Origin of the sequence: Paraburkholderia sp. GV068, from assembly GCF_003058125.1 — a bacterium.
GTDB lineage: Bacteria > Pseudomonadota > Gammaproteobacteria > Burkholderiales > Burkholderiaceae > Paraburkholderia > Paraburkholderia graminis.
Window position 1 is genome coordinate 17,243 of sequence record NZ_QBUB01000029.1, and the last position, 18,582, is coordinate 35,824.

At 60.3% G+C, this 18,582-nt stretch carries 18 protein-coding genes and 7 pseudogenes; 9 read left to right on the plus strand and 16 right to left on the minus strand.

The features are described from left to right. Positions 1 to 117: 117 nt before the first annotated feature. Positions 118 to 315 carry a hypothetical protein gene (locus C8K18_RS33975; RefSeq protein ID WP_258196246.1) on the plus strand — a complete coding sequence of 66 codons (198 nt, stop codon included), beginning with the start codon at positions 118 to 120 and terminating at the stop codon, positions 313 to 315. Beyond that, positions 315 to 536: pseudogene (locus tag C8K18_RS33980) on the plus strand (hypothetical protein). Before C8K18_RS33975 ends, C8K18_RS33980 begins: the two are co-directional and overlap by 1 nt. Positions 537 to 1,064: 528 nt before the next feature. Here the strand turns inward: C8K18_RS33980 and C8K18_RS32180 are convergent. The 8 genes and pseudogenes from C8K18_RS32180 to C8K18_RS32215 all read right to left on the minus strand — a co-directional run bounded on the left by C8K18_RS32180 (position 1,065) and on the right by C8K18_RS32215 (position 5,991). Then, positions 1,065 to 1,394 (minus strand): H-NS family nucleoid-associated regulatory protein, encoded by a 330-nt coding sequence (locus C8K18_RS32180; protein WP_107711012.1) that lies wholly within the window; start codon positions 1,392 to 1,394, stop codon positions 1,065 to 1,067. 99 nt (positions 1,395 to 1,493) lie between these two features. Further along, positions 1,494 to 1,742 (minus strand): hypothetical protein, encoded by a 249-nt coding sequence (locus C8K18_RS32185; protein WP_107711013.1) that lies wholly within the window; start codon positions 1,740 to 1,742, stop codon positions 1,494 to 1,496. 21 nt (positions 1,743 to 1,763) lie between these two features. Beyond that, entirely contained in the window at positions 1,764 to 2,339 is a 576-nt protein-coding gene (locus C8K18_RS32190; protein WP_107711014.1) for a hypothetical protein, read from the minus strand. Positions 2,340 to 2,733: 394 nt separating this feature from the next. Then, positions 2,734 to 2,965 (minus strand): annotated as a pseudogene (locus C8K18_RS33985) (hypothetical protein). Between the two features lie 190 nt (positions 2,966 to 3,155). After that, positions 3,156 to 3,359 (minus strand): cold-shock protein, encoded by a 204-nt coding sequence (locus C8K18_RS32200; RefSeq protein ID WP_027780628.1) that lies wholly within the window; start codon positions 3,357 to 3,359, stop codon positions 3,156 to 3,158. Positions 3,360 to 4,673: 1,314 nt separating this feature from the next. Continuing rightward, on the minus strand, positions 4,674 to 4,880 hold the full coding sequence (locus tag C8K18_RS32210) for a hypothetical protein (protein WP_029972085.1): 207 nt from the start codon (positions 4,878 to 4,880) through the stop codon (positions 4,674 to 4,676). A 54-nt stretch (positions 4,881 to 4,934) separates the two neighbouring features. Then, positions 4,935 to 5,102, minus strand: a complete 168-nt coding sequence (locus C8K18_RS33470; RefSeq protein WP_181324965.1) for a hypothetical protein — start codon at positions 5,100 to 5,102, stop codon at positions 4,935 to 4,937. A 601-nt stretch (positions 5,103 to 5,703) separates the two neighbouring features. Next, entirely contained in the window at positions 5,704 to 5,991 is a 288-nt protein-coding gene (locus C8K18_RS32215; RefSeq protein WP_107711016.1) for a DUF1488 domain-containing protein, read from the minus strand. A gap of 460 nt (positions 5,992 to 6,451) precedes the next feature. Between C8K18_RS32215 and C8K18_RS34205 the strand changes: the two genes are divergently transcribed. Beyond that, a complete protein-coding gene (locus C8K18_RS34205) occupies positions 6,452 to 6,760 on the plus strand; it encodes a divalent metal cation transporter (RefSeq protein ID WP_375135830.1) in 309 nt (102 codons plus the stop codon). A gap of 723 nt (positions 6,761 to 7,483) precedes the next feature. On the opposite strand, the gene C8K18_RS32235 is transcribed toward C8K18_RS34205, so the two are convergent. Then, positions 7,484 to 8,527 (minus strand): rod shape-determining protein, encoded by a 1,044-nt coding sequence (locus C8K18_RS32235; RefSeq protein WP_107711018.1) that lies wholly within the window; start codon positions 8,525 to 8,527, stop codon positions 7,484 to 7,486. A 393-nt stretch (positions 8,528 to 8,920) separates the two neighbouring features. Between C8K18_RS32235 and C8K18_RS32240 the strand changes: the two genes are divergently transcribed. Next, entirely contained in the window at positions 8,921 to 9,196 is a 276-nt protein-coding gene (locus C8K18_RS32240; RefSeq protein ID WP_107711019.1) for a metal/formaldehyde-sensitive transcriptional repressor, read from the plus strand. Positions 9,197 to 9,204: 8 nt separating this feature from the next. Then, positions 9,205 to 9,459 (plus strand): annotated as a pseudogene (locus C8K18_RS32245) (cation transporter); the annotation flags it as partial. A gap of 4 nt (positions 9,460 to 9,463) precedes the next feature. On the opposite strand, the pseudogene C8K18_RS32250 reads toward C8K18_RS32245, so the two are convergent. Then, positions 9,464 to 10,187 (minus strand): annotated as a pseudogene (locus C8K18_RS32250) (cyclase family protein); the annotation flags it as partial. 31 nt (positions 10,188 to 10,218) lie between these two features. Next, positions 10,219 to 10,994: pseudogene (locus C8K18_RS34090) on the minus strand (MFS transporter); the annotation flags it as partial. Between C8K18_RS34090 and C8K18_RS33475 the strand changes: the two are divergent. Further along, positions 10,977 to 11,192, plus strand: coding sequence for a hypothetical protein (locus C8K18_RS33475; RefSeq protein WP_165919891.1), 216 nt, complete (start codon positions 10,977 to 10,979; stop codon positions 11,190 to 11,192). The pseudogene C8K18_RS34090 and the gene C8K18_RS33475 overlap by 18 nt on opposite strands. 194 nt (positions 11,193 to 11,386) lie before the next feature. Here C8K18_RS33475 and C8K18_RS32260 read toward each other — a convergent pair whose 3' ends face one another. Then, complete coding sequence (locus C8K18_RS32260; RefSeq protein ID WP_107711020.1) at positions 11,387 to 12,505, minus strand: hypothetical protein; 1,119 nt, start codon at positions 12,503 to 12,505, stop codon at positions 11,387 to 11,389. 689 nt (positions 12,506 to 13,194) lie between these two features. On the opposite strand from C8K18_RS32260, the gene C8K18_RS32270 reads away from it, so the two are divergent. Further along, positions 13,195 to 13,599: a hypothetical protein gene (locus tag C8K18_RS32270; RefSeq protein WP_107711022.1), complete on the plus strand. Its 405-nt coding sequence runs from the start codon at positions 13,195 to 13,197 to the stop codon at positions 13,597 to 13,599. Positions 13,600 to 13,712: 113 nt separating this feature from the next. Here C8K18_RS32270 and C8K18_RS32275 read toward each other — a convergent pair. The 4 genes and pseudogenes from C8K18_RS32275 to C8K18_RS32290 form a co-directional block, all read right to left on the minus strand. After that, positions 13,713 to 13,985: pseudogene (locus C8K18_RS32275) on the minus strand (Tn3 family transposase); the annotation flags it as partial. A gap of 567 nt (positions 13,986 to 14,552) precedes the next feature. Then, positions 14,553 to 15,389 (minus strand): hopanoid biosynthesis-associated protein HpnK, encoded by an 837-nt coding sequence (hpnK, locus tag C8K18_RS32280; protein WP_107711023.1) that lies wholly within the window; start codon positions 15,387 to 15,389, stop codon positions 14,553 to 14,555. Then, positions 15,379 to 16,710, minus strand: coding sequence for a bacteriohopanetetrol glucosamine biosynthesis glycosyltransferase HpnI (gene hpnI, locus C8K18_RS32285; RefSeq protein ID WP_107711024.1), 1,332 nt, complete (start codon positions 16,708 to 16,710; stop codon positions 15,379 to 15,381). Before hpnI ends, hpnK begins: the two co-directional genes overlap by 11 nt. Before the next feature lie 12 nt (positions 16,711 to 16,722). Next, entirely contained in the window at positions 16,723 to 17,073 is a 351-nt protein-coding gene (locus C8K18_RS32290; protein ID WP_107711025.1) for a hypothetical protein, read from the minus strand. A gap of 356 nt (positions 17,074 to 17,429) precedes the next feature. On the opposite strand from C8K18_RS32290, the gene C8K18_RS32295 reads away from it, so the two are divergent. Further along, entirely contained in the window at positions 17,430 to 18,089 is a 660-nt protein-coding gene (locus C8K18_RS32295; RefSeq protein ID WP_108506368.1) for a response regulator, read from the plus strand. Next, positions 18,090 to 18,582, plus strand: a pseudogene (locus C8K18_RS32300) (two-component sensor histidine kinase); the annotation flags it as partial.

An 18,582-nucleotide genomic window follows, 5' to 3' on the forward strand; every position in this document is an offset into this window, starting at 1 on the left:
TTGGCGCCGATGGCTTTCGGGGCCGGCACCTATTCGGAAGTGTGGAATCCGCCAGAGGCGCGCGCGACTGCCCCCCACCGGGCCGGTACCTCACACAGGCTCGCAGTCCGACGTCACGTGGCCTTGCACGCCAAGAAGCTCCATTCGCTGCGTGCATCGGCAACTACGCCACGGCTCGTGGCCAGGCAAGGCAACGCGCAAAAGACCTTGCTCAAGGACGAACCGGACATGTCTGGGATTCCGCGGCAAACGACGCCGGAAGGCAACGTCCTTCGCGTGACAGGCCACGCGGCATCCGCCCACGTCGTGCGCTAATGCAATCGCAAAAGTACCGCGGCTACGAGATATAAGGGCACGCCACCGTTGAGGAAAATAACGACGACCATCAGCCAGAACGTTATGCAGCAAGCGGGACCATCACCCATGGCGGCAAGCTAGTTCAGGTGTCGGGCGTTTTGGGTCATTTTGAAAGCGAGGAACACGCTCAGCTTGCGGGGCTGGAATGGGCCCGCACCTGGGTTGACGCACATGAGTAAGCCGGTCACATGGCATGCATAACTCCCGCACATCAACGCTGCTCTGTCGGAGACAGAGGCCGAAATGTGATGTATCCACAATGGCGGTGACTCCGCTCCCGGTTTGCAACTCGCCAAGTGGCGATGGGCAGCACACGGCCCTCTCCGGTCTGATAACCTTCTTCGAACCGGTCAGTCAGCCAAATCCAGGTCTTGCGAAGCGGAGTGCCGATAAGCGGCTGTAGCCGACCTCACCCGATCGGCCATGAAGCGTCATTCGCCCGTGTCGTCAGTCGGACGTTCAGACGTCGGCTCCGCCACAGATAACGGACATTCTCCGCCGATCGTGCATATCCCGGCGTCCGCCGAAGCGGGCATTCGATTATGAAGGAAATCGGCTTTTTGCTAACGGTCGCTTTCGAAAAGATCCAACTGTCGAGATACTGAGTGCGCATTCATCTTGGAAGACCCTATGTCCGTTCTCACCGAGACACTTCGTCCGACGGCACGGATCTTTTTGAGCGGCAGTTGAGCCGCTTTGCAACGGATCTAACGGGAGCTCGTCCGCGCGAGCGGACTGCCCGCGAACGGATCGTTTTTCCAGTCTGCACCTGTAACCGCGCGTGCCTGCAAGGACGATCCGGAAACTACACCTGATGACAGCTCAAAGTGCCCTATGGACTGGCCTGCACTGATCGCCTGCTTCAGCCATTGCGGCATCGCACCTTCGCCACTCCAGCTCTCGCCATGCGCGCTGCGGTAACGGCCCGCTACCGGCTCAGGTGCCAATGTCGCGGCCAGGTCATCCGGGGTGATTCCGAAGTCCTCCATGCGGTGGCGGAGGTAGGCAATCATGCTGTCGCGCTTGCGTTCGTCCATAAAACTTGTTTCCTGTCAGGTAGGTATCCAGTACTTCTTTCAACCGCAGGCGGCAACGCGGGTAATGCAGGTTCACTCGTCAAGGGTTACGGCGTCAAACTATTCACCAGGACCGAGAATCACATCGATTGTCGCCAGGCCAGCGATCTGCGCATCGAAATAAGCCCAGCGATGGTAAAACGTGCCACCGCGAACCTTGATACGCTGCCCTGGCTTCGCCACTGCCGGGACGTCAGCCGGTCCTTCAATGCGAAGCCACGCGTCAAACATGTATTCAGACGTGGGCACGAGGTCAACGCAAATCTCAAACCGGCGTACTCCAGCATTCTTTGCATACGGTTCCTTCACATTCGCGTTCCGGCCGCTGCTTTACAGGCGCTGAATCGCACCCACGTAGCTCTTCGTCGCATCCTTCAGTTCTTGCGCCGCAGCCTGCACATAGGCGGGCAACTCGCTAAGGGCAAGTTGGGTCACAACACTCTCCAGCCGCCTGCGCAGCTCTATCGCAAGTTCCATGACAGTCGCGTCGCCGACACGCCGGCGATTGCTCTGCCTGGAACTCACCGGCGAGCAATCCACAAGACGATCTATCTGGCGGAAGTAGGCCTGGGCCGCCACGCGGTGCCTTGCATGGAGCGAAGCAACATTCGACTTTGACAGGCAATCTTTAACGACATCGACATTCATGTCGAAATGAATCTGCAGCGCGTCGGAGGCATCCGCCCGGTGAAAACACGCCACCTGGTCGAATAGCGTCTCGCCATCCCCATCGATCAGATCGATCCAGACCTCACCGTCTTCGGGTGCCTGTCCCGAAGGATGAATCACCCGTTCGTCTTCATTGGCAGCCGCGAGCATCCGGTGGCCGTCGACATCATCGACCGTCATTTCAAAAACCTCGACCAGTTCCCCGCATACTGCGACCTGCATGACCAATAACGCCATCTCTGCTCCTTATGATGCGATTGACGGGAATAGCGTTGTGTCGATCAGGCGACCAGATCCCGTGATCCGGTTGAGTGACGTTCTGATGGGCGCGAACCCGCGCACCCTTGAGGCGCTTCTTGGCGACGTTGTGTGACGGATTTAACGGCAATGATTGACGCGGGTGCGACAGGCATTGTGTGCCGTGAGACGTATCCTGCGCATCCGTCAACGACGGCTCCCGCGCGAGGCGGCGAGGCGGCGAGGCGGCGAGGCGGTCGCCAGAATGACATCGCTTCATCCGGAAGCAGGTGATATTGCTGTGTATCATGGCGATCAGGGCGGGCCCTGCACAGCGCCTGGTCGATCCTCGACGCGGCCAATCCTGCCGCTGCTACGCAGGGATATTGCCGACTTAACCGCGGCTATCAATCCACCCACGCGCCCATGTTACGGCGTGCCCCACAGCCTGTGTTTCGCTATCGAAATAGTCGAGCGCATCAAACTTGTAGGAGACCGGCTCAGCACTCCGGGCGCCATGTCTGGTGAGCAGCAGGTTGGCGGCAACCCCAGCCGTTCGGTAACCGGTGAGCGGATGGGCAGACTGAATAACCGTTGTAATGGTGAATATGTTTATTGTTTTGCATAAGCGATAACCGACCGCACGACATCCATGCCGTCCAAGCGAAATAAATTGAAAATGGGGCGAGACGGATCGTGTCGGAAGACAAATGATGCGCACGTTGAAACATGGCGATCAGATCGGGAGCGCACGCTCCGCGAGGATGCTAGTCAGGCTAACAGGCAAAGGACCGGTAGACCGGCCCCTGGAATACGTTACTGCGGCGAGATATTCGCGGCTTGCATGCCCTTCGGGCCGCGCTTCGTCTCGTAGCTCACCTTTTGGTTCTCTGCGAGCGTCTTGAAGCCCTCGCCCCGAACTTCCGAGAAGTGAGCGAAGAGATCGTCGCCGCCAGCGTCAGGAGTAATGAAGCCAAAGCCTTTACTATCGTTGAACCACTTAACAGTACCGGTATCCATGAGAATTCCCTGAAATGAAAATAACAGCTCCAGTGCGGAGCGACAAAAACTTCAAGGAAGAAGAGAGGACAGCGAGTACCGCGCAGATCAGGCGGAAAATGGTGATCAGCAATCGAGCTTCTTGAATATTTCGAGGTTCACAATATAGTGCCGGAGTCAGTCTGTCAATGCTTTTGGTATCAGGCATCTCAGGCATCAGACGGACCGTCGGCGCAAATACATGCAGACCGCTTCAGGCTCCTGAGCGCAAGCGTATCGCAAATTCGGATATCAATGGCTCGGCGAAGCAGAAGTCAATCAGCCTCGACCAGGTCAGCCTGATCGAGGCTGATATCGCCAATGCTTGCCGTTGCCATCCTATACGCACCGGACATTCCGGGCAGCAGGAAGGAAGTCGCGAAGGGCGACAGGACGAATATTGGCGTCGGCAGGCACGCAAGACAATGGCTGGGTGCTGAAGCGGCTTCATGCGGCCCTGAACGTCGGTGACTCATGCGAAGGTTATCGCTCCGCCTTGAAACGGCGGAGGCCGAAGAACCGTCGAAGCGTCGGTTCTTTGCAGTAGTGCGGCATCGTCCCCGTACAAAAGCCCTAACCCGCTCAAACGCCAGATCTGCTGGCGCAGGTTTGAGAAGACAGGCTACGGTGCCATATGGCGATCCAGGCGAGGCGCCATGGATTTCGGCGTGAGGCCCGCACGTGTGAAGCAGCCGCGGCTCGTGTGACAGGTTCGGGGCGCCCGAGCCCCTGTACGGCAGCGTGCAGACGTGCCAGCCCGGCCGGTACAGACTTGATCTGTGAGTGACACGGAATCACTTCTGCAAGGATCCTGATGTCGCGCTACCAATTCGAAACAGACCTGACGCACCTCGAACAGATCATTCCGTTACTTGTGCGCGGAAATCCGCTCGCGCTATCGTACTGGCGGCGTCGCATTTCTTCTCTATCGACGCAGCAGGGTCTGCTACCCGATGGGAACAGACGTGTAACCCGACTGCTTAATGCATTCGATGAAGTCGAGCGCGCATTGACATCAGGCAAGGCCACCGCCCGACGGTCATCGGGATGAACCGCGACGGGTTTAGGTCCCGGTCGCAGTGCCTTCAATGCGGTAACAGGCGCTCGCATTCCCGCTTGATCACGCTTCACCACTCGCAAACACGTCTGATGCATAACGGAGGCCGCAGTGACACCTCTCGAGACAGCGTAGACGGGTCGGGTCAAATGACACCGGAGTTGCGGAACGGATCCGCTCGCGACGGTGGGCGAAGTGAATTGCTCCGCCCACCGTCGCGTCAGAACACCGAGACCATATCACTCCTTTCCCCCACCATTAATCCCGCTTCCGCTTCGCCATACCTGCTTTCCCCGCTCGGAGAGCTCGCCGCAACTATGTTCCGCGTCGGCCTCCGTCCCTTCGATCGCCATTTCGCCGCCGGCCTGTTCCTGTGCCTTTTGCTTCTGCCTGTGCCGCGCTGCCACAGCTTCATCGTGCGACCTGCCTGCGTAATTCATGGTCATCTCGCTAACTCCTTCAAAAAGTAGTCTTGCACGTGCCAAGCAGCCCAGCGCGTGTCATTCGTGGAGCGTCCATCCCAACTGCTCGCGTAGCCGGTCCAACAGATGGTGCTCATCCATCCAACGGATTTCCCGTTTGCGCAGAAGGCTGCTCCTGTATCGCCGCAGCGACACGCCGAACATCAGCGCCAGCCCGACCGCGATGCCCCACATTGCATACGTCATATCATCCTTTTCAATCTGTTCTCGCTTACATCCGGCGACAGACCGCACGATAGAGAAATGCACGCGCGCGCCCCAGCGCTCCCAAAATCATGACGAATCACTCAGTGCTTATGGTGCAGCCAGTCGCGAATTGGATGCACGTCTCGCCAGCGGGCAACCGGCTCGTCCTTGTGTTCTCGCCTGTACCGTGTCGCCGCGAGTATCGCGACGCATAACAGAACCACGATCCCCACTACAAGATTGATCATTGACTGGGTCATGGGAGCCTCCTTTGAGGTCAGAGCCCCGGTTCCAGGTGGCCAGGGAAATAGCAGGAGCCATCTTCATCCAACGCTCCTCGTTTCGTGCGACCCGTGTCGCGCGGCTGCATCGTGCGATACAGCCAGCGACGCTACTCGGCGGGCCCAAGGATGACGTTCCGGCATGGCCGAAAGAGCGGTCGATTCAGACTACCTTGCGCTAAATGCAGCACAGGCGATGGTGGCACCCCTGATCGCCGTCAGAAGCGAAGCGGCGTTGCCCTCGTTAGGGCGCTGTGCAGGGCGCTCCAGGAAGCCGGGGATTGGCAGATCTGGAAACATTCTCGCGACAGGTCTGTAGCTCATGAAATCGAATATCGATTCTGCGGACCGCGGACATACTGCTTCCTGGCGATTTCGAGAACCTTTTCGCGAAACTCGTCAAAGGCACCAAGCACCGACCGCTCGTCGGATCCAACGCCAGGTTGCAGATTTCTGAGCATCGCGTCGTCGACCATGAAGGTGATTTCGCGTGAATCCTCGTACCCCCAGAAACACACGCAATGTCGGGAGGCATCATAGCTACGGCTGGGGTTGGGAAATTGAAGCACGGCGATCAACTCTTCGCGCGCAGGACCGAGCAGCGCCACTTACTGGCGTTGGAGTCGATCGCGGCGTAACTGACGCGTCTTTTCTCTGCTCTCAGAGCATCCGCTGCGTCGAGTATATGCGCACGCGTCCTGCGCTCGACGGCGTACTCGCTGTCACTGCCAATTGAAGCCGATGCAGGTTTGAGTTGCGATCGCATGACGCGCTCCGAAGCTGGAGATCGCTCATGGGCGACCGGTCTTCCCACTGTATACTCTTTGGCTGGCACCGACGTCTCTATTTACCTGGGATCCTCAGAGTTCAGTCTTCCGAAACGTTTATACGATTCGACCTCGAAGAATTCGCCCGGACGGCGACCGCCGTCGCTTGTCCAGCGCCTTTTGCTTCGCTACAGGCAGGCGCCGATCACTAGATAGCGCCGCCCCCCGACGGAGCGGATTGCGCTGGTGGACTACCACTGCCGCTCCGGGAGAGGTCATAACTGACCTCCGCGACTTACCCGTGCGGGATCATTGGGCGCGCCCGTACTCCAATCTCATTGCGTTATTCATCATTCTCACCACCGCGGTCACGTTGCATGCCCGTCACATCACCGACATCCAGACTTCGGCGCAGGCTGCCTCCGCGCTGAAACCGATCGCCGGCGAGTTTGCGCTCCTCCTCTTCAGCCTGACCGAGGACAATTGGGAATACCTGCATTACGTCATCGAGCGCATCGCCGATCACCCGGTGAACCGCATCGACGAACTGCTACCTTGGAACGTCGCTCCTTTGCTGCCCGCCGCCTCACACATCGATCCCGTTCGCTAGCAGCCGATCCTCTCGCGCGTCAACAAAATCTGCGACGGTGCAGGTCGAATGCTTACCGATGAAACGGGCTTACCACGTTCACAGTCTTGCCGATTCGATTGGTCACGAATCTATCCGTTTAGCGCCCGCCTCTTCCTCGGTAGCGATGATGACGACTCGCACCCAATGTGGATGGTAGGAACCTGCTACGCACCGTTTGGTCAGGGCCTGACAGCAGCTTTGGCCCATCAGTCGTGACGAGGTTTATCAGCAGTTTACCTAAATTGCGCATGCGGAACTTGCCTCGTCCCTATACCGCGTCGCTGCTCGCAGTGTCGGTTTGTTGTCACCAAGGTGGACCGTCCATTGGAAGGGTACCTTGTCCCCGAAGCTTGACACCCGACGGTCTCCCGTCGCGCATGTCCAGGTAGGCAACTGTTGGTCGTACAACAGGTCACGGCTTCAACCTCCAAACTTCTTCTGCTGAATGTGACAAGGCAAAAAGGAGCTTTACCATCTACAGCATGCCGCATAACGGCGGCTGACGGCGACACGTGTCGCACCCACATCTCGACTCTACCGCGTGCTGCCGATCGCACGCTTGCGAGTTTGCGCTGGGTGTACCCATTGCAGGGGGCAGCACGCGGCCAGTGAACGGAATCGCTCGCGAACGGTCGAGCCGAACCTACGATATAGCAATAACGACCGGCGACCCGCTCGGCCAATATAGATCGTCCGTTTCGCTCATTCGTACGCAAAGACGCTTCCGAATTTGTCCACGCGTTCGAGCGCCATGCCCGAGCCGCGCACGACGCAGGTCAGCGGATCTTCGGCAACGAACACCGGCAGACCGGTCTCCTCGGCGAGCAGCCGATCGAGGTCGCGTAGCAACGCTCCGCCGCCCGCGAGCATGATGCCACGCTCAGCGATATCAGCGCCGAGTTCTGGTGGCGTTTGCTCGAGCGCGATCCTGACCGCCGATACGATCTGGTTCAGTGGGTCGGTGAGCGCTTCGAGGATTTCATTGCTGGAGACCGTGAAGCTGCGTGGTATCCCTTCTGACATATTGCGGCCCTTCACTTCCATTTCCTTGACTTCTGAGCCCGGGAAAGCAGAGCCGATTTCCTTCTTGATGGCTTCGGCGGTTTGTTCGCCGATCAACATTCCATAGTTGCGGCGGATATAGTTGACAATGGCTTCGTCGAACTTGTCGCCCCCGACGCGCACAGAACCTTTGTACACGATGCCGCCGAGCGAAATGACGCCCACTTCAGTGGTGCCGCCACCGATATCGACAACCATCGAGCCGGTCGCTTCAGACACGGGCAGGCCGGCGCCGGTTGCGGCGGCCATCGGCTCTTCGATCAGGTAGACGTGCGATGCGCCCGCGCTGTGCGCAGCTTCCTTGATTGCACGTCGTTCGACTTGGGTGGACCCGCACGGCACGCAGATAACGATGCGCGGCGACGGCGCAAATATGCGGGGTGCGTGCACCATCCGGATGAATTGCTTGATCATCTGCTGGGTGATGTTGAAGTCGGCGATCACGCCGTCCTTCATCGGGCGGATGGCTTCAATGTTTCCCGGCACCTTGCCAAGCATCTCCTTGGCTTCCTTGCCAACTGCCAGAATGGTCTTTTTGCCGCTCGGGCCACCTTCCTGACGAATCGACACGACCGAAGGTTCGTCAAGCACAATGCCCTTGCCGCGCATGTAGATCAGCGTGTTTGAGGTGCCAAGATCGATCGCCAGGTCGTTGGAAAAGTAGCTGCGCAGAAAACCGAACATTGAAAATCCCGTCTCGCTTGATGTCAGGCTCTTGGCCGACGACGTGCGACCATGCTGCAGTCGGGAGGGAAAAGGATAACAGGTGCAGAGGCCCGAAGACTCCGCGCCGGATGCGCGGGGCTCGCAAAATGGAAGGCACTTCGCCTGGACGTGACGGCAGCGCTGCGTCAAATTCGGCGACCCATCACCAGCCAAATCATCAGATCCCGACGAATGACTGAAATGAGCGTTTGACCAGCCGTTCGTTTACACATTGGTGGCACAAACGCTAACCCGGCTCGATAAGTATCTGGCAGCTCCGCTAGACCAAAGAACTGCGGCAGCAACAGATACCCCCGTCCCCTATGGGAGACTTCCCGCAATTGCATACCCCCTCGGTATTTGGAGAGCGCCATGAGTCACACGGTTCAGGAAAAACAGAAGCTACTCAATCGGGTTCGCCGCATCAAGGGACAGGTTGAAGCCATCGAGCGGGCGCTCGAGGAAGAGCATGGCTGTTCGGACGTGCTGCAACGGATCACAAGTTGTCGCGGGGCTATGAACGGTCTTCTCGCGGTCGTGCTGGAAGACCACATCAGAAGCCACCTCGCTGACGCGGAAAGCGGCGAGGAGGATAGTGCCAGCGCGAGGGAACAACTCGTCGAAGTTGTCCATAGCTATTTTAAATAGAGTCAAAAATGAGTGATCTCAGAAACGCCGCGTTCGGCGCAGGACATGACCACATCTTTCTGGGTGTTGGTCACGAAAAAAACGAGCGCAAAACGTGGGCCGTGATCGCACTGTGCAGCGCGATGATGCTTATTGAAATTGTTGGCGGCAGTATGTTCGCTTCGCTGGCGCTCGTCGCCGACGGTCTGCATATGTCGACGCATGCGGGCGCGATGCTCATTGCAGCCCTTGCGTACACCTACGCGCGCAAACACGCCACCGACTCCTAATTGTGAACCCACGCGGCGGCAGCGCTTCGAGGTTGTGCAGCTTCTCGAGATGGCAATAACCGATGTCGCGCCCCGCTTTGTGGCCTTCCCATATCAACGAGACGTCGCCGGTCTCGGCGATCTTCTTCGCCGTGTAGGAAAAAGGCGCATCCCAGCTCCATGCATCGGTGCCTGTCAGCCGTACGCCGCGCGCCAGTAGATACATGGTGGCCTCATAGCCCATCCCGCAACCGGCATTGACGTAGTCGTCATGTCCGTAGCGCGAACCCGCGCCCGTGTTCACGACGACAATGTCGAGCGGTTCCAGTTCATGGCCGATTCGCGCGAGTTCCTTCTCAACATCGGCGGCGGTAGCGACATAACCGTCCGGGAAGTGTCGAAAGTCGAGTTTCACGCCCGGCTGAAAGCACCACTCGAGCGGGACCTCGTCGATAGTGGTGGACGCCTTCGGGCCACCCGGGCTAGCGTCCATCGTGGAATGGAAATGCCATGGCGCGTCGAGGTGTGTGCCGCTATGCGTCGTCAACGTGACCCATTCGGGCCGCGGCAGCTTCGCCGTCCGGGAAGTCTTCGACCTGGGTTCCCGGCAGCATGGCCATGAATTCGCCCACGGTATCCGCATGCCTCTGGTAGGTGATTTTCGGCGCGAGCGGCGGCGGGTCGGACAACACGTCGTTTTCGAGGTAGATCGAAAGATCGATAAATCGGCGATTCGGTTTCATGCGGAGACTCCCGTGTTGCGTGCACGTGTGGAAGCCGTGAAAAACAGAAGATCGCGATCGCGGCAATCGCCACCGCCGCCGCACCGATACTGCCGTAGCCGAAGTGCTTGACGAGCGTGCCGCCAAGAATCGGGCCGATGGCGGCGCCCGTCATGAGCATGGCGGGCGTGGCCGCAACGGCACGACCGGTCCTGTCGAGGCGCGCGAGTATGCCGAACGCGAAGGTGTGGCTGAAGATCATCACCGCCGCAAACACCGACGCGCAAACCGCATACGGCGCGAAGGCGCTGCTCTGCGTAAGCGTCACCGCGATGACAGCCTGTGCAAGCGCCCCACATTGCACGACTCGCACGCCGGGCAGGCGCGATTCGAGGAAGCCCGCGAGCGGTGCGGGTATCATGTTCACGAGACCCAAGGCGATGAGCACTCCCGTGACAGCGGGGAAGCCGAAGCCACGATCGAGTCCGATGCGCTGCACGAAAGCAAACACCATGGCCTGCGTCAGTCCCATGCAGGCAACGCCGATCATGCCGAACCGGACAGCCCGGTCGAGTCGCGACTCGGTGCCCGCCGCGCCGGTGTCGCGTGAGCGGGTCGCCGGAAACGCCGCCGCGGACATGAACGCAGCGACGGCCATGACGCCGCGGCGAACACGAGGAAAAGTGCCGTGCCGCCGCGAGCCGCAATCAATCCCGGCGTGATGCCGAGAAAAGCGACGGCGAAACAACCCAGCGACAACCCGGCGATCGCGAAGAGCCGGTGCGGGTTAGGACCGCGACCAATGGTTCCATGCGTGACGCTCAGGCTGCTGTCGGCTGCGTCGTGCGCGTCGATCGACACTGCACTGCGAGCGGGTCACGATTCCGTACGGGAACGGCCGCCGACCGGCTCGTCGCATTGCACAACTCCGACGCCCGCAGCGGCACGCCCTCTTACAAGTCGATTCCAGTGCTGTTCTCGCTCAGCAAGCGGGAATGCTCGCCGGACGACCATGCGTCCACGTGACAACATGGCGACGTGCGCAACGATCGCACCGGTGCGGGCGTCCCGGGCGAGGAGCATCTTGTCCCGAATGACGGGTCAACGCTTATGTAAAGGCTGTGGTGTGCGCGGCGTTACGCGCCCCGCCGGTGACCCGTCCGGACGAGCGGGGGTGCTGGGTAGAGCACATCCCCGCTCCGATCGCGCTGTTTCAGTACTTACACATTCGGCGTCGCGCTTTGCGGGTCCGCCGGTGTTGCGGCATCGGGATTCTGCAGCGGCGGTGCGTAGAGGATGACGTTGGGCAGCCGCGGGCTGGATGTGTCGGTGCTGTCCAGCACGCGCGACTGAATGGTCGTGTTATCCGTCACGCCCCAGAAGTTGTTCGAGAAGTCCAGCGAATGAACCGTGGACGCGTTGTAAGTGCCGTGAGACTCGATCACGATGCGATTCACATTCGGTGAATCCTTCTTGAAGAGAAACGAGTTCCGTTGGGCGATGCCGGTGGGCGCCTGTGCACCGGCCGGGAACGCGTCGATCAGCACGAGCGGGTCGACCATGTTGATGAACAGGTTGTTTTGCACGAACACCGACGGATCGAAAGCAAAGGCTGCGGAGTCGACGAACGTATTGCCCTTCACGGTCGCGGACTTGCTCAAGCGCGGGTAGCCGTTCGTGCCGGCTTCGAAGGTGGTCACGCCGTTGCGAACGATCGGCGTCACATTCAGATGCGTAGCCTGGCTGTATGTCATCGAAAACGGCGCAGCGTCGCTGATCTGCACGAATGCGTCCTGCAACACCGTATGCGTGATGCTGACGATGCCGCCACCCGCGTCTTGCGTCAACGACGTGTTGGCAGCGGTCACGCCCAGCAGTTGAACCGGACCCTGGTTTCCCACGTTGAGCGTGCCCGCCACGTTGATGATACCTTTCGTCGGAATCGTACCCACGCACCCGGCCGTGCAGGGCACTGTGCGGTAGGTCTCCACGACCGTATTGTCGCCGATCGTCAACGTGACGCCAGGCGCTACCCGCACCGTGCCGGCGAGGAAATATGGAGAGCCGCTCGTCGGCCACGTGGTATCCGCAGTGATGACGGTTCCATCGGGAATGACCGTGTTCGGCTGCACATAGACATATGCCGTGACGAGATTGCCGCTCGAGTCGGTGCAGACTTTTGTAGCGTCTGTCGTATATGGGCCGTCTGTGCATGCCTTGGGACTGGTGGACGAAGGCGCTGCCGACGAGGTGGTGGCGCTGCCGCCACCACCTCCTCCTCCGCCGCCGCCACACGCCGCGAGCAAAAGGGCGAAAAGTAAGCCTGGATATTTTTTCATGTGGAGGTCCCCGTACCGCGCTTATCGTTTTTGAAGTCGCTGGTGTACCGCGTCAGCGATTCGTGCAACGGATCTTCACACGCCGCGCCCGCGCTAACTGTGGTCCGGGACACAAAAGATCGCGAGAGGCGACGTCGCCGCCACACTGCCTCGTGCGCCTTTCAGGCATTGCATGTGCTCTCATGCGTCTGCGGCGCGGTCACGGCCGCTTCCCCCGAGCGAGGGGTCAACTATCAAGGAGCAGAATATGCGAGGCATTCAATCGATGCTTGTACTTTTGGCCGCATTGGCCGTTTCTGGCACGGCGAGCGCGCAAGCGGGCGGCAACGGCAACGGCGGATCAGGCGGCGGCAACGCACACGGCGCGGCGACGGCGGCCCCGACTGCCGGGGGAGACAACACGTCGGCGCCGACCAGTACCCGCTCGAGCCATCATCGTTCGCACAAGCACCACAAGCATCAAAACCAGCGAGAGTCGCAGTAATGCAAGGCGCGGCGGGCGCGACCATGACGGCATGGCGACGCCCGCTCCAGTCAATCGCGATTTTTCATCTTAAGGCTTGATGACGATGGGCAAACGGGTTTTTTTGAGCGAGAAAACTCCGGGGCATTCTGCAACCGATACTCCGACTGGGGGCACTACTTGTATTTGAGGCCTTATCATGAGGCGCAACATCCTACGAGCGGTTATGGTTGAAGTTTTCGCGTCCGGCCAGCCGCCTGAACGGATCGACCAAAGGCGCTCGTATCTCGGTCAAGACATCGTACAGATTTCCGTTCGATCTCTGTCACTCGCAAAGCCGCTCATCTATGTGTTGTTGCGTCTTTTCCTTTTTTTGACTCGTCTCAAGGGTTCATGCATTTGGGTAAAGGGCGATGTATTGTTGTTTAGGACGCTCGACCGAAAGCGCCAAAGGAAAGCGCACCTACCTGCCATTCCAGGCCTGATCGCATCGCATGCAGCTGTGGCCGTGGAGTTCGAGTTCACTCGTGCAGGCGACAACAGTCCGGCCTCGCGCTGCCGCAAACGCCCGCAATCGGCTGCGCTGCTGACGTCGGGGTGCCCTCAAGAAACGGATTTTTACGTACGCTAAGGCCTTGGGGAGTTCGATTTGACCGTCCGCAGAGGCGCGGAAGCGCCCCTTGGCGACGCGCTTGTTCACGACCGGGCAAGCTCATTGTCGCCGTCCAGCCGTCCACCGTCCACACCGATCAGTGCCGCCAGTGCAGGCCAGTCCGCTGCCTTGCCGGGAACGTACAGATTCTTGTCTGCAAGATCGGCTATGCGCGGCGCGTACTGGAACCCGACGAAGGGGTATAGCCGGAACACGTGATCGGTGAAGCCGGCGGTATCGGTATAGTGTTCCTCGATCAGCAAATCTAACTCGTGGCAGAGCAGCCCGTCGAGCACATGAGTGGCGTCCCGCACCGGTGAGTTGATGACTTTCGTATAGAACGGCGCGTACTGGTCAGAGACATGCTGGTCTCGTCAGATCCGCGCGGGGGATCGGGTCGTATTTGTTGTTCCATTCGTCGGATTCAGTCAGGCACCTTTCTGCGCGCTCGCGCAGTCCCGACCTTTGCCCGCGGCCGGGTCCAATGCATACCGGTCAAGCGAAAATCGAGCCCGCGCAACGAACAGGTCGCAAAAAGCCAAAGCGCATCGATGGCGGGTAGGGAATTCAGGCTGACGTCCTTGGCCGACGCGTTTAGAGCGTTGATCCCGTACAGCCCGAAGCCCACGGAGAGGCACAGCAGGAAACCGAGGATGCACTAGGTGAGCGTCAGACGCGCTGTGACGGAGAAGCTTTCCATTTTTGTTGGTCCGTCAGTGCACGCAAGCGGGGCGCAGCACACTGCTTTTGCAAAGTGATGACTGTGGATAGATGTATTACGGCAGCAGCTTCCGCGTCCTGAACCCGCCTTTTTCTAGCCGTAATAAGGCAACAGCGCGGAGCGCAATGCGATGGCTTCTCCTCACCGAGCTCACGTTTTGCCAGGCGACTCAACCCCTAAGCACTGCTGAATGGCAAGTCGCAAGCGGGACTCAGTGTGCCTGGGGGCCGCTCAACACGTCGGTGAATCCGCCGGTCTTCGCGCCCAGGCGTCGAATCGCGAGGGCCACGTCCGTCGAGAGCAGCGCCTTCAATTCGTCCGCATGCCGATACGCGCGCATACCGCAAGTCAATGCGCATTCCCCTGCAACAGCGGGATGGCAATAGATCTCGCCCACGCCATCCGGCAAGGCAGCAAGCGCTGCAAGCCACGCACGCTCATCCATTTGCCCGCTGTCGGCCACGCCGACAACATAATCGTTATGGAGAATTCCGGCGGCGTCGAGTCGCGCCCTCACCCTCGCGATCCAGGGGCGCAACCACAATGGCGCATTGACTTCGAACGGCAGGCGCATCGCCTTCATGCCGAACTCGCGCCCAATTTCGAGGATCAAATCGAGCACCGTCGGATGCAGATGAAAGTGCTTGTGCGTGTTGACATGATCGAGCGTGAGCCCGCTGTCGGCGAACGCCTCGAACTGCGCGCGAATTTCTCGGGCAAGCTGTTTGCGCACGTGCGGCAGGAAGAAAAAGCGTATCCCGTCGCGCACCATGTTGCTGCCGAAGCGCCCATGTTCGTCGAGCAATGAAGCGATGCCCGCGCGCGGCATGACGGGGTCGCCGTCGGCGAGTACCAGATGCAGGCCGACTCGCAAGCGCGGCATCGCGCGGGCGCGCGCGATTGCGTCGCTCGAGGCGGGTGCACCGACCATCAGGCTTGCGGCCGTGAGCACGCCGCTGACATGAGCCTGCTCGACGGCCATGTTCACCCGCGGATGCAGGCCGAAGTCGTCGGCGGTTACGATGAGCGCGCGCGGCTTAGCGGCCATCGGACGCCTCGATGGTATCCATCAACGGCAACTGCGCGCCGCGCGACGCGGAACTCGAATTTCCGACCGGCACTCTGGCGCCTCGCCACATGACATGAGACCCGAAGGCGCTGGCGATCCACTGCACGAGCAGCAAGCTATCGCGCAATGGTACGAGCGGCAGATCGCGCCAGAAAGAGCGGCCGAATGCGTCCGACAATGTGTCCGATGAAGCGGACGATAAAGCGGCCGACAACGCGTCCCCTGCCCCGTCCCTCAACCCGCGATGCAATGCCTGTTGCTGGCGCACTGCCCGCGCGTGCAGCACGGCGCGCGCGACCAGGCCCGCGGCCATATTGACCGCGGTCAAATACGCCGGCCAGCCATGCAGGGCACCTTGCTGACTTGCCACAAGACGGGTCGTGAGCCAGACGCCGGCAACGAGCCACGGCGTAGCAAACGTCATGAAGAGAAACGCAAAGCCGAGCGGATTCACCGAACGTATCGTGCGCAACCAGCGCGTCTCGCGTTGCCAGAGCGCGGTGAACGTTGTTTCGGTGACGTCGGTGGCGACCATCATTCGCGACAGCACGGTTCGCAAACCGAGGGCGCGCACGTGTTCGGCGAGCCAGTAATCGTCCGCGAGACAGTTCTTCAGGCGCCCGAAGCCACCGATGCGTTCGAGCGTCTCGCGCCGCAAAGCAAGCGTGGCGCCGAAACCGAAGCGGCGCGATCGGACCATATGCGCGACGCGCACCGAAGGTCCGAACCATTCGTTGACGAACAGCGCGCCCACCCGCGACCAGAAACCGCTCACGCCGTGCGCGACATACAGACAGGTGACAACGCCGACAGAAGGATCGGCCAGCGGCGCGGCGACAGCGCAGAGATAATCGGCTTCGACGGCGATATCGCTATCGGCAATCACGATCACTTCATGCCGCGCGCGCTCGGCCATATTGATCAGATTACTCACTTTCAGATTGCTGCCATGCACGCGCGCGTCGATCACGAGTTCGATGTCGAGCATCGGATACACGGCTTGCAAACGGCGCACCACGGCAATCGCGGGATCGTCGGCAGAACCCACGCCGAATACCAGCTGGAAATGATCGAGGCGCTGCTCGCAGAAGCTTCGCAGGTTTTCATACAGGCGCGGCTCGACACCGCACAACGGCTTGAGCACGCTCACACTCACCGGCGCAAACGGATCGAGCGAACGCGTGCTGCCGCGCAGCCCGAAGAACGGCAACGCGAGCGCAGCCACCACGGCATAGAGCGACGCGCCGACGCAGCCGGCAAGTGCAATCCATTCGGATACCGGTAATGCATGCGATGCCATTGCCGCGCTCCGTCAGCGTTTGCTCAAGACGAACGGCTTCCCCGTGAGACGCAGATGCAGCACGACGAGCCACAACCGCGGGCAATCCGGTGCGAGATCGATCGGCCTACTGCACAGAGACGCAACGCTTGCATGGCGGTCTGCCACGGCGGCCCGGAACGCGGCTTGCGCGAACTGGCGCGCGACCACGACGCCGCCGGCCATCACCGCGATAGAAGAGAGCCGGAAAGCCGCTGACATGAACAGGTGCTCGGCGCCGGGATCCACGAAGACCGTCACGCACGCGAGCAGGTCGGCGGCGACAGCCGTGAGCGAAGCGACCATTAGGTGCGCGCGCAACATATCGGCGGTGACAGGCTTCATGGCTTTGTCTCGTAGCGCGATGAAAAGCATGCACGGCTTCTTGCGGTGAACCGGCGCCTGCTTCAGGACACGATCGTCGCAGCCGATAAAACCGTCACCGCGGTCGCCATGCATTCCATCGATGTACTGGAACCGTGTCGAGCCAAACTCGCAAATCGACACAACGCCGCACGCTCCTGTCACTCACAAGACAGTAAGCTGTTGATGGGCGATAGTAGCGATTCAAGCTGAAGGAAACCTTAAGCAGACCGCAGTAGAACCCGCCATGAGCAGCGCGGTTAAACTGCGGACTCCAGCGCCGCTTTTCCGCGATGCATTGCAATCACCATCACAACACTCAACGGAATTTGCGTCCCATGCGTGTACTACTGGTTGAAGACGACGACCTGATCGGCTGCGGGGTCGAAGCGGGTCTGCGTCAGGCGGGTTTCACGGTCGACTGGGCGCGCGACGGCCATAAAGCAGGCCTCGCGCTCGACACCACGAGCTACGCGCTGGTCGTACTCGATCTCGGCCTGCCGCGCGTATCCGGCATGGATCTGCTCAAGCGAATCCGCGACGCCGGCAACGACGTGCCCGTGCTTGTGCTGACGGCACGCGGCACGGTGGTAGACCGCGTGAGCGGTCTGGAGGCCGGCGCGGACGATTACCTCGGCAAGCCCTTCGACCTCACGGAACTGACGGCCCGTTGCCGCGCCTTGCTTCGCCGCGCGCAAGGCCGCAGCGTCGAGTTGATCCGCTATGGCGATCTCACGGTGAACCCGGTGGCGCAAACGGCGCAGATTGCCGGCACGCGGGTGCCGCTCACGTCGCGCGAATGGGCAATCCTGCTGCAATTGCTGACCAACCAGGGCATTCCGCAGTCGCGCTCGTGCCTCGAAGAAAGCCTGTATGGCTGGCAGCAGGAAATCGAGAGCAATGCGATCGAGGTGCACATCTCGAACCTTCGCAGGAAGCTTGGCGCAAAGCTCATACGAACCGTGCGCAATATCGGCTACGTGGTGGAGAAAGAGTAAATGAGCGCATCCATTCGCAGGCGGCTCATGCTGCTCGTGCTCGGCAGCATCGCGGCGGTCTGGGCGATTGCGCTTGCGTCGAGTTATCGTCAGGCCACGCAGGAAGTCGGCGAATGGGAAGAAGCCCGCCTCGCGGAAGTCGCGCAGATTCTCGCGCTTCTCGATCAGGCCAACCTCGCCACGCTTGCCAACGCGCACATCGACGTGCGAGAGGAAGAAAGAGGCGGTGCGACCAGTGCCAGCGATAACGACGACGACGACTCGCTGCCGCGCGACGCGCTATTTCAGGTGCGCACGCGCAGCGGCGACGTGATTGCCGGCAGCCCTGCCCTGCGCGCGCTCGGTGCATGGGATCTGCCGCTGCCGGCGGTCACCGGCACGCAAGACGTCGTGCTGGGCGGTCAGACGTATCACTCGTTCACGCTGCGCGGCACGGCGCTCGGCCACACGGTGCGCGTATTCGAGCAGGCCAATACGCGCAGCGATCTGGTCA

What these genes read in the sequence shown, in the direction of transcription:
- C8K18_RS32180 (WP_107711012.1), bottom strand. Translation starts at nt 1,394, where the DNA reads ATGGACGAACGCAAGCGCGACAGCATGATTGCCTACCTCCGCCACCGC.
- C8K18_RS32190 (WP_107711014.1), bottom strand. Translation starts at nt 2,339, where the DNA reads ATGGCGTTATTGGTCATGCAGGTCGCAGTATGCGGGGAACTGGTCGAG.
- C8K18_RS32200 (WP_027780628.1), bottom strand. Translation starts at nt 3,359, where the DNA reads ATGGATACCGGTACTGTTAAGTGGTTCAACGATAGTAAAGGCTTTGGC.
- C8K18_RS32210 (WP_029972085.1), bottom strand. Translation starts at nt 4,880, where the DNA reads ATGACCATGAATTACGCAGGCAGGTCGCACGATGAAGCTGTGGCAGCG.
- C8K18_RS33470 (WP_181324965.1), bottom strand. Translation starts at nt 5,102, where the DNA reads ATGACGTATGCAATGTGGGGCATCGCGGTCGGGCTGGCGCTGATGTTC.
- C8K18_RS32235 (WP_107711018.1), bottom strand. Translation starts at nt 8,527, where the DNA reads ATGTTCGGTTTTCTGCGCAGCTACTTTTCCAACGACCTGGCGATCGAT.
- C8K18_RS32240 (WP_107711019.1), top strand. Translation starts at nt 8,921, where the DNA reads ATGAGTCACACGGTTCAGGAAAAACAGAAGCTACTCAATCGGGTTCGC.
- C8K18_RS33475 (WP_165919891.1), top strand. Translation starts at nt 10,977, where the DNA reads ATGCGTGACGCTCAGGCTGCTGTCGGCTGCGTCGTGCGCGTCGATCGA.
- C8K18_RS32260 (WP_107711020.1), bottom strand. Translation starts at nt 12,505, where the DNA reads ATGAAAAAATATCCAGGCTTACTTTTCGCCCTTTTGCTCGCGGCGTGT.
- C8K18_RS32270 (WP_107711022.1), top strand. Translation starts at nt 13,195, where the DNA reads ATGGTTGAAGTTTTCGCGTCCGGCCAGCCGCCTGAACGGATCGACCAA.
- hpnK (WP_107711023.1), bottom strand. Translation starts at nt 15,389, where the DNA reads ATGGCCGCTAAGCCGCGCGCGCTCATCGTAACCGCCGACGACTTCGGC.
- hpnI (WP_107711024.1), bottom strand. Translation starts at nt 16,710, where the DNA reads ATGGCATCGCATGCATTACCGGTATCCGAATGGATTGCACTTGCCGGC.
- C8K18_RS32290 (WP_107711025.1), bottom strand. Translation starts at nt 17,073, where the DNA reads ATGAAGCCTGTCACCGCCGATATGTTGCGCGCGCACCTAATGGTCGCT.
- C8K18_RS32295 (WP_108506368.1), top strand. Translation starts at nt 17,430, where the DNA reads ATGCGTGTACTACTGGTTGAAGACGACGACCTGATCGGCTGCGGGGTC.